Annotated in this window: 10 protein-coding genes and 1 pseudogene; 6 read left to right on the top strand and 5 right to left on the bottom strand. The window is 44.6% G+C overall.

All coding sequences use genetic code 11. The annotated features are described in order from the left end of the window. On the top strand, positions 1-671 hold a 671-nt coding region (locus tag A1019T_RS01285; RefSeq protein WP_143514059.1), incomplete at its 5' end, for an RNA-guided endonuclease InsQ/TnpB family protein. A gap of 36 nt (positions 672-707) precedes the next feature. Continuing rightward, a complete protein-coding gene (locus tag A1019T_RS01275; protein ID WP_077450070.1) occupies positions 708-1520 on the top strand; it encodes a sulfite exporter TauE/SafE family protein in 813 nt (270 codons plus the stop codon). An 88-nt stretch (positions 1521-1608) separates the two neighbouring features. Here the strand turns inward: A1019T_RS01275 and A1019T_RS01270 are convergent, their stop codons facing one another. After that, complete coding sequence (locus A1019T_RS01270) at positions 1609-1908, bottom strand: DUF4298 domain-containing protein (RefSeq protein WP_077450069.1); 300 nt, start codon at positions 1906-1908, stop codon at positions 1609-1611. A gap of 298 nt (positions 1909-2206) precedes the next feature. On the opposite strand from A1019T_RS01270, the gene A1019T_RS01265 reads away from it, so the two are divergent. Next, positions 2207-6037 carry an AAA family ATPase gene (locus A1019T_RS01265; RefSeq protein ID WP_077450068.1) on the top strand — a complete coding sequence of 1277 codons (3831 nt, stop codon included), beginning with the start codon at positions 2207-2209 and terminating at the stop codon, positions 6035-6037. A gap of 315 nt (positions 6038-6352) precedes the next feature. Next, positions 6353-7444: a cell division protein ZipA C-terminal FtsZ-binding domain-containing protein gene (locus tag A1019T_RS01260; protein ID WP_077450067.1), complete on the top strand. Its 1092-nt coding sequence runs from the start codon at positions 6353-6355 to the stop codon at positions 7442-7444. Positions 7445-7540: 96 nt separating this feature from the next. Here A1019T_RS01260 and A1019T_RS01255 read toward each other — a convergent pair whose 3' ends face one another. The 4 genes from A1019T_RS01255 to A1019T_RS01240 all read right to left on the bottom strand — a co-directional run bounded on the left by A1019T_RS01255 (position 7541) and on the right by A1019T_RS01240 (position 11781). After that, on the bottom strand, positions 7541-8419 hold the full coding sequence (locus A1019T_RS01255) for an SDR family oxidoreductase (protein WP_077450066.1): 879 nt from the start codon (positions 8417-8419) through the stop codon (positions 7541-7543). A 48-nt stretch (positions 8420-8467) separates the two neighbouring features. Next, positions 8468-9196 (bottom strand): histidine phosphatase family protein, encoded by a 729-nt coding sequence (locus A1019T_RS01250; protein WP_077450065.1) that lies wholly within the window; start codon positions 9194-9196, stop codon positions 8468-8470. A gap of 84 nt (positions 9197-9280) precedes the next feature. Further along, positions 9281-10480 (bottom strand): phosphotransferase family protein, encoded by a 1200-nt coding sequence (locus A1019T_RS01245; RefSeq protein ID WP_077450064.1) that lies wholly within the window; start codon positions 10478-10480, stop codon positions 9281-9283. A gap of 56 nt (positions 10481-10536) precedes the next feature. Continuing rightward, positions 10537-11781: an acyl-CoA dehydrogenase family protein gene (locus A1019T_RS01240; protein WP_077450063.1), complete on the bottom strand. Its 1245-nt coding sequence runs from the start codon at positions 11779-11781 to the stop codon at positions 10537-10539. A gap of 269 nt (positions 11782-12050) precedes the next feature. Here A1019T_RS01240 and ligA point away from each other — a divergent pair, with 269 nt between their 5' ends. Together ligA and A1019T_RS01230 are read left to right on the top strand one after the other, a co-directional pair. Then, the gene (ligA, locus tag A1019T_RS01235; RefSeq protein ID WP_077450062.1) at positions 12051-14099 is read left to right on the top strand and encodes an NAD-dependent DNA ligase LigA; all 2049 of its coding nucleotides are present in this window, start codon (positions 12051-12053) and stop codon (positions 14097-14099) included. Between the two features lie 154 nt (positions 14100-14253). After that, a pseudogene (locus tag A1019T_RS01230) lies at positions 14254-14523 on the top strand (RNA-guided endonuclease InsQ/TnpB family protein); the annotation flags it as partial.

Raw genomic sequence — 14523 nt, 5'->3', positions numbered from 1 at the left:
ACAACCTAAGCCTATATCAAATTAACACGCTTGAGATAGTACAAGACAGTCGTAATCGTTGGTATGCGTGTATTACCGTTAAAGACTTTCCTAAGCAAGCAAGCGGTATGGGCAGCGTTGGTATTGACTTAAGTTTAAAAGAGTCTGCAACCACATCAAATGGCGACAAGTTAATTATTAAGCAAACGCAAAAGTGGGCGAATAAATTAGCAGTAGCCCAGCGTGCTAAGAATAAAAAGCGTGTCAAAGCAATCCACGCTAAAATCAAAAACACAAGATTAGACTTAATTCATAAATTCACCACCAAGCTTGTTAAAGATAACAGCTTAATTGTGGTTGGTGATGTTAAATCACGCTCATTTACAACTAAAAAAACCAAGCTAGCTAAATCAACGTATGATGCCGGGTGGTTTGAACTTAAACGACAACTGGAATACAAATGCAAGCATGCAGGTTGTCAGCTTGAGATCGTAAATGAGAGTTACACTACCCAGACCTGTTCGTACTGCCTTAAAATAAGTGACAGTAGTCCGAAAGGTAGAGCAGGACTTGGAATAAGAGGATGGACTTGTGCTGAGTGTGGCATATGGCATGATAGAGATATCAATGCTGCTAAGAACATCCTCGCGGTCGGGCTTGACCGTCTAGCTGTAGGAATCCCCTCGGTTTAGCGAGGGGAGGAAGTCAAATAGCAGAGAAGTGACATTATGATGATAGTTTGGTTCTTGGCTGCTGGGGCTTTTGCAGGAATATGTGCCGGTTTATTTGGGGTCGGTGGTGGCATGATTATTGTCCCTGCATTGGTATGGATTTTCACTGCCTACAGTTACTCTCCAGAGATTATTGCACATTTAGCAGTGGGAACCTCTTTGGCCACTATCATTGTGACTTCGATTAGCTCCCTGACTGCCCACAATAAACGTGGTGGAGTGCGATGGGATGTTTGGAAAAATATGGCCATCGGCCTGGTTGTGGGCAGCATATTGGGGGCTGCAGTGGCTGAACAAATCCATGGTTTAATGTTACAAGCCTTGATTGGGGCAGGAGCATTACTGGTTGCTTTTAAAATGCTGTTTTTACCCAATAAAGAAAAACTCGGTAAACCGTTGCCCTCAGCACCAGTGCAAGTAGGGGCTGGGTCTGGCATTGGTATGGCCTCGGCTATTTTTGGTATTGGTGGGGGTAGCTTAACGGTGCCATTCTTGACTTGGGCCGGCTTGCCTATGCGTCAAGCGGTCGGAACTTCGGCGGCTTGTGGGTTGCCTATTGCTTTAGCAGGGGCTGCGGGGTTTGCTTGGTTCGGTCAAAATGTGGCTGAATTACCCGAAGGTGCCATTGGGTTTGTTCACGTTATAGGCTTTATATGCATCTCATTTGCCAGCTTTATTACCGCTAAGCTTGGCGCTAAGTGGGCGCATCAATTACCGGCAGCCACCTTAAAAAAAGGCTTTGGGATCTTGTTGTTAGTAGCAGGAAGTCAGTTATTATGGTCCGGCTTATCAGGGATGAATATTCTCTAGTAGCTCTATAAACCCTTAAACCCAATAGTTAAGTCCAACTTATGCGCTGTTTTTAATAAGGTTTTTACGATTGTTATTTATGGTCGAGTTATTTATTGTCTAAGGCGTCTAGACCTAGGCGCATCCACTGTATCGCTAACTCATTGCGATCGGATATCATATTCCATAGGGCGTCTTCACTAAAGATTGAATGTACATCGCCCGAGTATTGAAGCTGAAGATCCGCTTCATGGTCAGCCATCCATTGTGGGCTTTGATAGTATGCTTGTAACTCAGCATATAAAGCTTCCGCTTCTTGAAAGCGCTGTTGGGCTTGCAACTGTTCTTGGTATAGCTCACTCCAACGTTCAAATTTTTGTTGTAATTGCTGTGGGTTGTATTGAGACATAAGGCCTTCTTGCGTTATTTGATTTAAATTAAGTTAGTTGAAATGGACGGACTTGGCTGAAATAGATTTGGCTGTAAAAACTAAATAGGTTTTATTGCGTCCAATCTAGTTTAATAATCTATTCTGACAATATAAGCACTTTAGATAGTCAATTCAAATAAAGCTTATTTACGATTTGTATGTTTTGGCTAAAAAGAGCTGAGACTGTAAAATCGCTTAATTTCAGGTAAAATACGCCATTTTATTGCCTGCAATTATTTCTGTTAATCCTTCTAACCTTTAACCTCATGCGGCCTTCATGCGTCTAAAATCTCTTAAGCTGGCAGGATTCAAATCTTTTGCCAACCCTACTACCTTTACTTTTCGACATGGCATTACTGCCATTGTCGGTCCTAATGGCTGTGGGAAGTCCAATGTAATGGATGCTATCCGCTGGGTGCTCGGCGAGTCTTCTGCCAAGCAGCTTAGGGGCGGGGCAATGAGTGATGTAATTTTTGCAGGTACTCAAGATAAGGCTGCGAAAAGTGTCGCCAGTGTCGAGTTAACTTTTGAGCATACCCAAGATGAGCAAACGGGTATCCGCCATGAACTAAACTTGTACCATGAGTTGTCAGTGCGACGCCAAATTAATGTCGAGGGAAAATCTGACTACTTTATTAATGGAACGCGTTGTCGCCGCCGTGATGTGGTGGATGTGTTCTTAGGAACGGGACTGGGTCCGCGCAGTTACTCTGTGATTCAACAAGGGATGATTGGGCGTATTGTTGATTCAAGCCCGCAACAACTGCGAGAGTTTATTGAAGAGGCCGCAGGGGTATCGCGTTATCAAGCCCGCCGTGAAGAAACCCAAAAAAAGCGGCAAAAAACCCAAGAAAATTTAGAGCGTCTTAATGACATTGAGGCTGAGCTAAGTCGTCAGAAGAAAAAGCTGGTGAAGCAAGCAGAAAGTGCTAATCAATATCAACAGATTCAGGAGCAATTAGCGACAGTTAAAGAGCAGTTGGCCATTCATCAACTATGCCAAGCCAAGTCGTTACAAATGCAGCATAAGTCTAGTGAAGCGTCACTGACTACATCGGTGACCACTTTGCAGCAGCAGTACAGTCAATTGAAAACCAAGTTTGGTAAGTTAAGTGACCGCTTGGCTGAAGAACAATGGCTAAAAGACGAGGCGCGCGACAAACTGCACATACAGGATATGCAGCGTCAGCAAGTTGAGCATCAATTACATACGCTACAAGCTAATATTAACCAGCTTGATGGGCGTCAACAGGCCAATATAGAGCGTCAAAAAAGAACCGAAAACTCACTGGCAGAAGCAAAAAAAGAACAGCAGCAGCAAGCTGAGATTATAGGGTCGATAACCCCTAAAATTACTGAGTTAGAACAGCGACAACAGCAAACCCAACAAGCCTATGCACCGCTGCAAGCCACTTGGGATGAGGTGAATGCTGAAGTTATAGAGTTAGAAAAACAACAACGCCACTATGAGCAGCAGCTGGCTCTCGATGCTCAAGCTAACAGCCGAGTACAGCAAGACCTATCTAAGTGGCAATCACAGCAAGCTTTGTGGCAGCAAGAGGCAGTTAAATGGGGAGTCGTGACCTCAGACTCCAGTTCTGAAAAAGAAAGTGGTAACTTGCAGGACAGTCCTGTTCAAGCTTTGGCTGAGCTTAAGACCAAGCTATCGGGACTGATGAAGCAGCAAGAAACGGTGACTGAAAGCTTAGAGACTGAGCAGCCCGCTCTAAATGAGCTGTCGCAACAGCTGACTACGCAGCAAACTCAGTTGGCACAATTAGAAAAACAACATGCCAGCTTAATAGCTGAATATGAGACGCTACATAGCATAGTCCATCCCAAAAAGAGCAATACAAAAGACGATAAGCCACAGCAGGGTAATGCCAGTCTACAAGATACAAACGCTGCGGTGTCAGCCTTGGGTAAGCTGCCAGAACTGCATCAGCAGATTCGATTGACCGCAGCTGGAGAGCAACATGCTTCTGTGTTGGATCGTTGGTTAGCCTTTTGGCTAGACAGCCGAGTTATGGATATTACATCGGCTGAAGATAAGGCAGAGGCAGGTGAGTGGTACCAGCTTCTGTCTGGGTTAACTTCTCCAGATGCTGACTTAGTCGCTAACAAGGCTGCTAATAAAACGGATAACAGCACGGGGCGCCATAAAACCAAGCCCTCTGAGGATCAACCAGAAAACAGTGTGCTTTTCGCGGGTGCTGTAGTAGCAAATCAACCTAAGAGCATAGGGTCACAGCTGATTGCATTATCAGAGTTGATTATCGCCCCTAAGTTAAGCTTATGGCAGCAGTGTTATTTTTACTCGCCCAACGCTTCACAGGACAGCTCGGAGCAAGACAGTTCTGAGCAAGAAATACTGCAGACGGCTGCAACCTTGATTGTACAGCTGCCTCGGTCTGCGTTAATTCTTACTGCCTCTGGTTGGGTTATGGGGCACTTTGGTGCCATACATTTATCTAAGCTAAGTAATGAGTCACAAAACACCCAGTTTTTGAGCGTGCGTTTGCAGCAGCAACAACGCTTAGCTACCTTAGAAGATAAGTTAAATGACCTCGAAGAGCAGATAGAAACGGTTAGTAAAGCAGTCAAAGCCAGCCAACTGAAAAAAGAGCAAAGCTCAGTGTTTGTAGAGGAGTTAACTGCACAGTTATCGGCGCTAACTCATAACTTACATAGTCTAAAGCAGCAGCAAATAGAGTTGCAGGCTAAACAAGACCGACAGCAAGACGAGCAACAACGACTCATTAAGCAGCGTGAGCAGTTAGATGAGGATTATCAACAACTGCAACAGCAGCAGCCACAGCTTGCAGTCAGTATTGAGCAGGGCAATGAGGGCTTACGAGCCATAGAGCCTAAGCTAATTGCCGGAAAAGATAAGCTGCAGCAGATAGAACAGCAACGTCAATCTATCAGCGAGCAAGAGCGTGAGGAGGCGAATACTTTACGTCAGCTGCAGTTGGAGCTGAATAAAGCAGAGCTTGCAGACAAACACAGTCAGCAGAAACTACAGCAGCTTTCAATAGAGCTAAAGCAGTTGCAACAGGCGCAGCAGCGACTACAACAAGAGCAGCAAAAGACGGAAAGTCAGCTGCCTAAACTGGACTCTAGTCTAAAGCAGGCCAATGATAGTCATCACCAATTACAAACCGCATTAGAAGAGCGCAACGCCATTATTAATACGCTGCAAACTGAAGCCGATAGCTTAAAGAAGCAACAGGATGACACTGAGCAACAATTGCAGCAACAGCAGCAACAGTTGGCAGAGACGGTGACACAAGTAGCCATTGCCAATGAGCGTATTAACGAAGCCGGTGAACGACTGAAGCAGGTCAATAGTGAGCTTAGTGCTGAGCGGGTACTGACTGAGTATCTGACCCACGGTCGTAGCTTGTCGGATGCGAAAGTGCAAAAGCTACAAACCGATGAGTCTGAGCTGAGCCGCAAGCTGGATAATATGGGACCTGTAAACTTAGCCGCAGCAGCAGAATTAGCCGCTGTTGATGAGCGTCTACTGCCGCTTGAAAAGCAGATAGTGGATATCACGGCGAGTATGGCGACCTTAACCGATGCTATTGCTTCTATCGATGCCAAGACCAAGACCTTGTTCTTACAAACTTTGGAGGCGGTAAATGAGTCGTTAACCAATTTGTTCACCAAAGTATTCGGTGGGGGTCAAGCAAGCTTGACCCTGATTAAAGAAGAAGGCTTAGCTCAAAACGAGCAGTGGCGGGCAGGCCTAGAGTTAATGGCTCAGCCTAAAGGTAAGAAAAATAGCCGATTGGCCGTATTGTCTGGGGGCGAGAAAACACTCACTGCACTAAGCTTAATATTTGCTATTTTTAAGCAACATCCCGCTCCGTTTTGTGTGTTAGATGAAGTGGATGCTCCACTTGATGATGCCAACGTCATGAGATTCACCAACCTAATTTCAGATTTGGCAGATGAGGTGCAATTTATCTTTATTAGCCACAATAAACTGGCGATGCAAATTGCAGATGAGTTAAAAGGGGTGACTATGCCGCAGCCCGGTATCTCATCCCTAGTGAGCGTTAGTTTAGAAGAAGCTGAGCATTACCTAGACCCTTCGGCTTAATTAGGTGCCTTATAACAACTGTATTTACTGTTCATAGGTTAGTTATATGTTATAGGTGATAAGTTATAAGGTTTGTGTAGTCTCTGGTTACATTGGCAAAATAGATTTATAAGTCCTTATCACGTTACAATAAAAGATTGAGCCTTAATAAATAAACTGATTAATATTTTTTTAAATCCTACTGTTTTTTTGTCATTAACGCTTGTAGCATTAACTTAAATAGTTAACTATTCCCCGTCGTTATTGATGACGAGCGACGGTAAGCGTGATAGACTAATCTCGTTTTTTCTATCTTACTTTCAGGACGCGTAAATCATGACCACCGTAGACTATATTTTAATAATCATCGCTGTTGTAATTATGGTGGTAGGTCTTTATATGATCATTCGCGGAATTTTAGCCCGCAAAGACAATGCCAACTCTCAAGCCATTATCCGAGACAAAAATGGTATTCCTATTATTCCTCGTCATGAACGCAACTTAGTCGAACCGTCAGATCCAGTACACATAGAAGAAAGTGAGACCATCATTACTCCCGATCGTGAAAAGCTTCAGTCCGTTATTCATGAAGACAGTAAGGTCCCGGTAGCTAGTGGTTCATTTGGTGCAGCACAAACTCCTCAAGCAGCAACGATAGAAGATTACGAGCAACAGCCTCAATATGAGTCTGATAATGACTATGAGCCAGCCAGCACCGCCTCGAAAGTAACCCCTTTTAGCAATCCCTTAAATACAGCTTCTGCCCAAGATCCAGCTGTTGAAAAACAAACCATAACAGATATGGAACTGGCCGGATTGCATATTGATGATGGCGAGGACGATGTGTTCTCAACTTTGGCTTCTGCTACTGAAAAGTTGATGCCAGTAATTGAGACGGCTGAGGAAACAGAGTTTGCGGACAACAGCCCTATGCTAGATCACCATTTATTAGCAGCGGCTGATCAAGACCAAAATAGTCCTCTAAATCATGCTCAAGAAAATATTAATATTACCTTAATACCTAAGAATAACTATGAATTTATTGAGGGTAAAACCATCCTCTCTTTAGTATCGCAGTATGGGCTAAAGTATGGGGCGATGAATATGTTCCATCGTTATGAAAACAAAGATGGTTCAGGTATTTTATGGTTTAGTATGATGGGCGTTGATCAAAACGGTGTCATTACTCCTTTTGATTTAAACTTATTGCCTACCTCTAGATATAGTGGTTTGGTGTTGTTTTTATCCTTGCCACATCCAAAAGCCACTCAAGGTTTTGATACCATGATGAGTGTGGTAAATCTGATTTCTAATGACTTAAATGCCTTGATATTGGACGAAAATAACGAAATATTGACTCGCGAACGTAGACAGCAGCTACGTACAGAGGTGCAAGAATATCAAGCGGCCATGCGTGAAGCGCGTTAGTACTTTTAGATAGATAGAATAAATAAGAAAAAGCCGTAGCTTGATATCAAGCTACGGCTTTTTTTATAAAACCTAGTTCGTATAACCTAGTATTAGCTAGCCTAACTTGTTAACTAAGTGTAAGGGCAAATGTTTCATCGCTTTACCCAGCACTAGCCAAGGTAGGGTAGGCACACAGGCCTCCTCAACGCCTGATTCAATGGCAGCAACTAAAGCATTACTACCGGTTGCTTCATCCACTTCAAAGGGTAGTTTTGGTGCTCCTTCATTGATCTCTGTGCGGATATAGCCAGGATAAATAGTAGTAATCTTAATGGGGAGATTGTCTGCAATCATCTCGGCGCGAATGCCTTCGGCTAAATGGGCCAAACCAGCTTTACTCGCAGCATACACAGTTAGATGTTTGGGCATACCGCGCATGGCTGACATGCTTGAGATAACTACCAAATGCCCAGCGTTCTGTTCTCGGAAGATTTCCATAGCTGCTTCACATTGGGCCAAGGCCGAAATGAAGTTAATTTCAGCGGTACGTTGGTTAATATGAAAGCGACCAGTTCCTACACGGCGACCTTCGCCAACACCGGCATTGACGATAATGCGATCAATAGAATCGAATTGCTGTTGGAATGCCTTAAACGTAGTGAATACGGCCTCATAGTCACTGACATCAAGTTCGGCCAGCTCAACACGAATATCAGGGTAATCAGCCAGTATTTCAGTTTTTAAAGCTTGTAGGCGGTCCGTGCGCCGAGCGCAAATGGCTAGGTTGTAGCCAAGTTTGGCAAAGGTGCGAGCCATACCAGCACCGATACCCGAGCTGGCTCCGGTTATTAGGACTGTCTTACCTTTGCCTGTTTTGCCTTCTATTAGCTTGGTTAAGTCTTGGTTTTGTAGCAACGATTTGGTCTCGGCAAGTTTGGTTTGCACCCCATCAAGCAGTTCTTTTTGTAAGCTGTGAAGTCGCGAGTTTTTCATAAGTATCCTTATTAGCTGAAACGACAATTTTAGTAATCCTTATAGTAGTTAATGCCATGACACTAAGCTTTGGCCTTGATGATACAGATGACTGTGCTCATTTAATGATAATAACCTGGGCGTATCGCCTTTTAACACTACCGAGGTCACTCCGGTATTAATTAAGCTGCGATTTATCTGGTAGGCGGTCATACTTGGATCATTGCTTTGATTTAGCAAGCCGGCAGTAATGGCGGCTATGACGCCCCCGGAAGTAAAAACCAGCACGTTCTTAGCTTGCTGTTGCTCAGCATGAGCCATTAATTTCTGTAAAGCTTGCTGTGCCCGCAGATTAAACTGTGGCCAACTTTCTAAATAATCCTCATCATGTTGTCCTGAATGCCAGCGAATCATGGCGTCATTAAACAGCTCAGCCAGACGAGCCTTAGGGACAGGGGCTTGAGCCACAGCCTGCATTATGCCAGCCTCTGTGGCAAAGCTAGGATCTAGCTTTATAAACACATCTTTGTGATTGAACTCATTTAACTCTTCGATAATCGTAGGGTCTGCGGAGATTAAAGTTGAAGGGTCTTGAGTATTATAAGCGCTAATAAAATGAGTGGCAGAGTCCTGTTGGCGAACCAAGCTGCCGGTGACAATGGCGTCAATCTTACGCTGGGTATTGGCATAATGTTGACCTAGTAAAGTGGCTTGCTGAGCCCCAAGCGAAGACAGTTTGTCATAGTTTTTTTGACCAAAAGAGGCTTGTCCATGCCTAGCAAATAGCAAAGTAGTCATAATGTCCTTTTATAGTGAATGAAGGGCGATTTCATTGATTGTTGTTATCGACCGTTTACCGACTCTCATTTAAAGAAAAGTCGATTAGTGTTTTACCAAGCGCTTGGCAATAGAGTGCACTGGCTTGGGCAGTCTACCACTATCAACAGCACGTCCTGCTTCTTGTTGAGCAATAAGCTTTAGAGCCCGAGCATGTAGCGCATGGGTGATAATCCAAAAGTTCTTAAAGGCAGGATTGTCGGTTTGCTTATTGTAATAGCGGTAGTAGATTTGCTGGGCGATACCGGCCAAACGGAACAAACCGAATACTTCGTAAAATGCCCAGTTGTCTGTGGTCATCCCCATTTTAGTGAGATAATAGTCCACGACTTGCTCACGGGTCATCATCCCGTCTAAATGAGTGGGTTGACGGCGGGATTGACGCATGATGAAGTTGTCATCTTTTTGGACCCAGTAAGCAAGGGCACTGCCTAAGTCCATTAAAGGATCGCCCAAGGTGGCCATTTCCCAATCCAGTACTCCAATAACTGAAGTCGGGTTATCTGGGTCTAACACCACGTTATCAAAGCGCCAGTCATTGTGTATAACGCAGGTACGGCTGTCTTTAGGCAAGTTGCGTTTTAGCCATTGACGCACCAGATAAAAGCTAGGAACATTTGGTGTCTTGGCTTTTTTATAACGCTTCTCCCAGCCCATGACTTGACGTTGGCAGTAGCCTTCGCCTTTGCCAATAGCGCTTAAGGCTGGGTTTTGTTGATAATCGACTTGATGTAATTCAATCAGAGCGTCTAAAACATTGGTGCATAAGTTACGAACTTGCGAGCTATCGAGAGTTAACTGCTTGGGTAAGTTGGCGCGAGGAATAATACCAACCAGGCGCTCCATAACATAGAAGTCACAGCCGATCACTGAGTCATCCGTACACAGCGCTATCATATTAGGCACATAAGGGTAGTCGTCTTTTAAGGCTTGTTGAATATTAAATTCGCGAACCATATCATGGGCTGATTTGGCCTTAGTGCCGGCAGGGGGACGACGTAGGATTAAGTCGGTATTGTCATAGTGTAGGCAGTAGGTCCAGTTTGAGGCCCCTCCAGAAAACTGAGTGACCTCTGGAGTGCCTTGAACGTCAATGTTTTGCGACTGCAACCACTGGGTGACTGCTTGCACATCCAAAGTTTCACTCTCTCTGACCTGAGTGGGCTGGTCAATGACCGCACTGTTTTCAATAGTGCCAGCCGAGCGGTCTATAGAAGATTGATTAGATTGCTGAGGCGTGCTCATAAAAATCCCTTTTATATAGCCAATATAAGTTGTGATAAAAAAAGATTGGGTAATGGTTATTTTTTTGATTTAGGACGGGTATAACCGTTTCTTTTTAGCTCAAGCTTAGCAATCATGCCTTTATGCACCTCATCCGGTCCATCAGCTAAGCGTAAGCTACGCGCCTGAGCATAAAATGCCGGTAGCACAGTATCTTGACTTACGCCCATGCCTCCATGTATTTGCATGGCCATATCCACCACTTCTTGCAGCACATTTGGGGCGACCACTTTAATCGCTGATATCTCTGTTAGGGCTTCCATCACACCTTGGCTGTCCATTTTGTGAGCGGCATTTAAAGTAAGCAAGCGGGCCTGATCAATTTTAATACGGGCTTCAGCTATGCGCTCCAAGTTGCCGCCCAGCATTAACAGTGATTTACCAAAAGCTCTACGGCTCATACCCCGATGAATGGCTAACTCCAGTGCCTTTTCAGCGGCACCAATACAACGCATACAGTGGTGAATTCGGCCTGGACCTAGGCGACCTTGGGCGATCATAAAGCCCATTCCAGGACCCCCGATAATATTACCCACAGGCACACGCACGTTATCGAATACCACTTCACCATGACCGTGAGGAGCATCGTAATCGCCAAATACCTGTAACATACGTTCGATTTTAATGCCTGGGGTATCAATAGGCACCAGAACCATCGAGTGCTGTTGATGACGGCCCAAGTTTTCGTTTGGGGTATGAGCCATGAAGATAATGAAATCAACGTCAGGATCGCCTAAGCCAGAAGACCACCATTTGCGGCCATTAAGCACAATCTCATCGCCTTCCACAATGGCAGTCGCTTCCATATTGGTGGCATCACTTGAGGCGACACTCGGCTCAGTCATACAAAATACCGAGCGGGTTTTACCGTCTAGTAGGGGCTGTAAAAAACGCTCTTTTTGTTCGGCATTACCAAAACGCCATAACAGCTCCATATTACCGCTGTCGGGGGCGTTACAGTTGAAAATATTGGGAGCAATAAGACTGCGACCTGTCAGCTCAGCAATGGGGGCGTAATCAGTAACTGATAAGCCTGCCCCTAAAGTATCGTCAGGCAGGAACATGTTCCATAGACCTGCCTCTTTCGCTTTTTGACGTAAGGTATAGTATTGCTCAGGCCACTGCCATTGGGTCCAGTCACCATGATTGTTTGCTTGATGGCTTTGCTGGATAAGTTCAGCTTCGATAGGTTCGATTTCGGTTTCGATGAAGTCTTTGGTGCGCTGGTAAAATTCTTGGCCGCGTTCACTGATGTTGAACATAATAAAATCCTTTTTATTGAAGGGGTTAAATGAAATCCTTGAAATTAACTTTACCATTATTTTAGGGCTGGCTTGTTATTTGCTTCTGACTCAGCAGTATGTATTAGACTATCATTTTCTGCGTTGAATACCAGCTAAATTGAGTTTACTTAGGCATCGGTATCTGAAAATTGTTATCATAATAACCCAAAAACTTTAAACCAATAAGTGTCTTAAATAAGACGCTTCCAATGATAAAAACCAATTTCAATAAAAATTAGGCTACTCAAATGAATGCCAATAAAAAACTTGATATAGAGCAACAAGAAATCGTCGCTAAGATGCGTGCTTTGATTAACGAAGTGCGCAAACATAACAATGCTTATTATGTTATGGATGCGCCTACCATAAGCGATAATGAGTATGACCAATTGCGCCTAAGCCTTATTGAGCTTGAGGAGCGCTATCCAGATTTAACTCAATCAGACAGTCCTACCGCCAGTGTGGGCGATGATCCTTTGCCGTCTTTTTCCCAAGTGAAGCACGATATACCTATGCTATCACTAGGCAACGTCTTTAATAAAGATGACTTGACGGAATTTATGCGCCGGGTCAATGATAGACTTAGTGACAAGGATAAAGACCCTAGTTATGAGGTGGAGTTGAAGCTAGATGGTCTAGCGGTCTCCCTGAAATATCACAACGGACATTTCGTGCGAGGCGTCACTCGAGGTGATGGTCAGACCGGAGAGGACATTACCCAAAACGTGAGAACCATCAATAATATTCCGCTGGTATTAGAAGCGGCTTTTGATATTGACGTGCTTGAGGTTCGCGGTGAAGTGCTGATGCCTAAGGCCGGCTTTGAGCGTTTGAACCGAGAAGCAAAGCAATCTGAGGGTAAAGTTTTTGCTAACCCACGTAATGCTGCTGCTGGCAGTTTACGTCAGCTTGATCCTGCGGTGGCGGCCAACCGTCCGTTAGCTTTTTATGCCTATTCAGTAAACCAAGGATTGCCTGAACACATTACTCAACAATCTGCAGCTTTGGCCTGGCTAAAAGAGATTGGCTTTACCGTTAGTGAAGTAAAAGTAGTCAACAGTGTGGATCAAGTTCAATCTTACTATGAGTCAGTGATTGAAACCCGAAATAGTTTGCCGTTTGAAATTGATGGTATGGTCATCAAGGTGGATGACTTACAGCTACAAAGTCAGTTAGGCCATCTGTCTCGCGAACCTCGTTGGGCAACAGCGTATAAGTTTCCCGCAGAAACAGCCATTACCAAACTCAATGCCATTGAGTGGCAAGTGGGTCGTACTGGGCAGATTACCCCCGTTGGCAAGCTTGAGCCGGTACAAGTGGGTGGGGTAACCGTCAGTAATGTCACCTTGCATAATATCGGTGAGATTCAGCGTCTAGATGTACGGGTTGGAGACACGGTCAGTGTGCACCGAGCTGGTGATGTGATTCCAAAAGTTACTCGGGTTTGGCATGAGCTGCGCCCTGAAGATACCGAGTCAGTTACTTTGCCTGCCAATTGTCCGGTTTGCGACTCTCCGGTGGTATTACCTGAAGGAGAGGCTTTGGCACGTTGTACAGGAGAGCTGTTCTGTCCGGCTCAGCAGCAAGAGGCCCTTATTCACTTTGTGTCGCGCAAAGCAATGGATATTGAGGGGCTGGGTGAGCGCTGGTTGATTAGCTTCTTTGAACAAGGCATTGTCAAAACTGTGGCTGATATTTACCATTTGCAGGAGCATAAAGCAGATCTGGTTAACTTCGACAGGTTGGGCGAGAAATCAGTTAATAACATGCTAACTGCCATTGAAGAGAGTAAGAACACTACTTTGTCGCGTTTTATATATGCGATAGGCATTAAAGGGGTGGGAGAGACCACAGCGCAGAACTTGGCCCAGCATTTTGGCGATCTGCCTCCTTTGATGGAAGCCAGTATTGAGGCATTAGAGGCTGTGCCAGACATCGGCACCATCACCGCAGAGCTGATTTATAACTTCTTCCGTGCGGAACACAACGTGGAAGTTATTGAAGCCTTGCAGCAGGCCGGCGTGCATTGGGACAAGGTTGAGCAAGTAGTTTCTGATAATTTACCTTTAGAGGGTCAAACTTGGGTGATTACCGGAACTTTGGTTGAAAGCGGGATGTCACGCGATGATGCCAAAGCTAGGTTGCAGGTTTTAGGGGCTAAAGTCTCAGGAAGCGTCTCAGCCAAAACCTCTGCTCTACTGGCGGGTGAAAAAGCAGGATCAAAGCTGACCAAAGCCGAAAGCTTAGGGGTACGTGTGGTGTTAGAAGAAGAGTTCTTAGCGCTTATTGAGGCTTAGTTTTTAGCTTCTGTTTTTAGAGGCAGACGGACTGTTTTTATCACCAGTCGCCGTAAAACCACCCACTTCAGGGGGTGGATATAAGGCGACATATACTGTCGTGAGCAGTATATAAAGGGTTGTAAGTTAAAATTAACCTCGCCATACTAAGCATATGAAAACACTCAAGCTACGCATTAAAAACAAACACATAAAAGATCTGAATCGTCTAAGCGGTTCAGTGAACTTCGTGTGGAACTATATTAATGCACTTTGCTTTGAGCATCTAAAACGAACTGGTAAGTTTTTTAGTGCTTATGATCTAAGTGAGTACACCAAAGGAAGTGGCGAGTATTTAGGAATACACAGTCAGACCTTACAGGCTATCAATGAGACACACGCTAAGTCACGTAAACAATTTAAAAAAGCCAAACTTAACTGGCGT

Origin of the sequence: Psychrobacter piechaudii (genome assembly GCF_900162825.1) — a bacterium.
Taxonomy (GTDB): domain Bacteria; phylum Pseudomonadota; class Gammaproteobacteria; order Pseudomonadales; family Moraxellaceae; genus Psychrobacter; species Psychrobacter piechaudii.
The sequence above is the reverse complement of the archived record's forward strand: the minus strand, read 5'-3'. Positions and strand labels throughout refer to the sequence as shown.

Bases quoted from the DNA above. Each gene is read 5' to 3' on its own strand.
- A1019T_RS01275 (WP_077450070.1), top strand. From the start codon at position 708: ATGATGATAGTTTGGTTCTTGGCTGCTGGGGCTTTTGCAGGAATATGT.
- A1019T_RS01270 (WP_077450069.1), bottom strand. From the start codon at position 1,908: ATGTCTCAATACAACCCACAGCAATTACAACAAAAATTTGAACGTTGG.
- A1019T_RS01265 (WP_077450068.1), top strand. From the start codon at position 2,207: ATGCGTCTAAAATCTCTTAAGCTGGCAGGATTCAAATCTTTTGCCAAC.
- A1019T_RS01260 (WP_077450067.1), top strand. From the start codon at position 6,353: ATGACCACCGTAGACTATATTTTAATAATCATCGCTGTTGTAATTATG.
- A1019T_RS01255 (WP_077450066.1), bottom strand. From the start codon at position 8,419: ATGAAAAACTCGCGACTTCACAGCTTACAAAAAGAACTGCTTGATGGG.
- A1019T_RS01250 (WP_077450065.1), bottom strand. From the start codon at position 9,196: ATGACTACTTTGCTATTTGCTAGGCATGGACAAGCCTCTTTTGGTCAA.
- A1019T_RS01245 (WP_077450064.1), bottom strand. From the start codon at position 10,480: ATGAGCACGCCTCAGCAATCTAATCAATCTTCTATAGACCGCTCGGCT.
- A1019T_RS01240 (WP_077450063.1), bottom strand. From the start codon at position 11,781: ATGTTCAACATCAGTGAACGCGGCCAAGAATTTTACCAGCGCACCAAA.
- ligA (WP_077450062.1), top strand. From the start codon at position 12,051: ATGAATGCCAATAAAAAACTTGATATAGAGCAACAAGAAATCGTCGCT.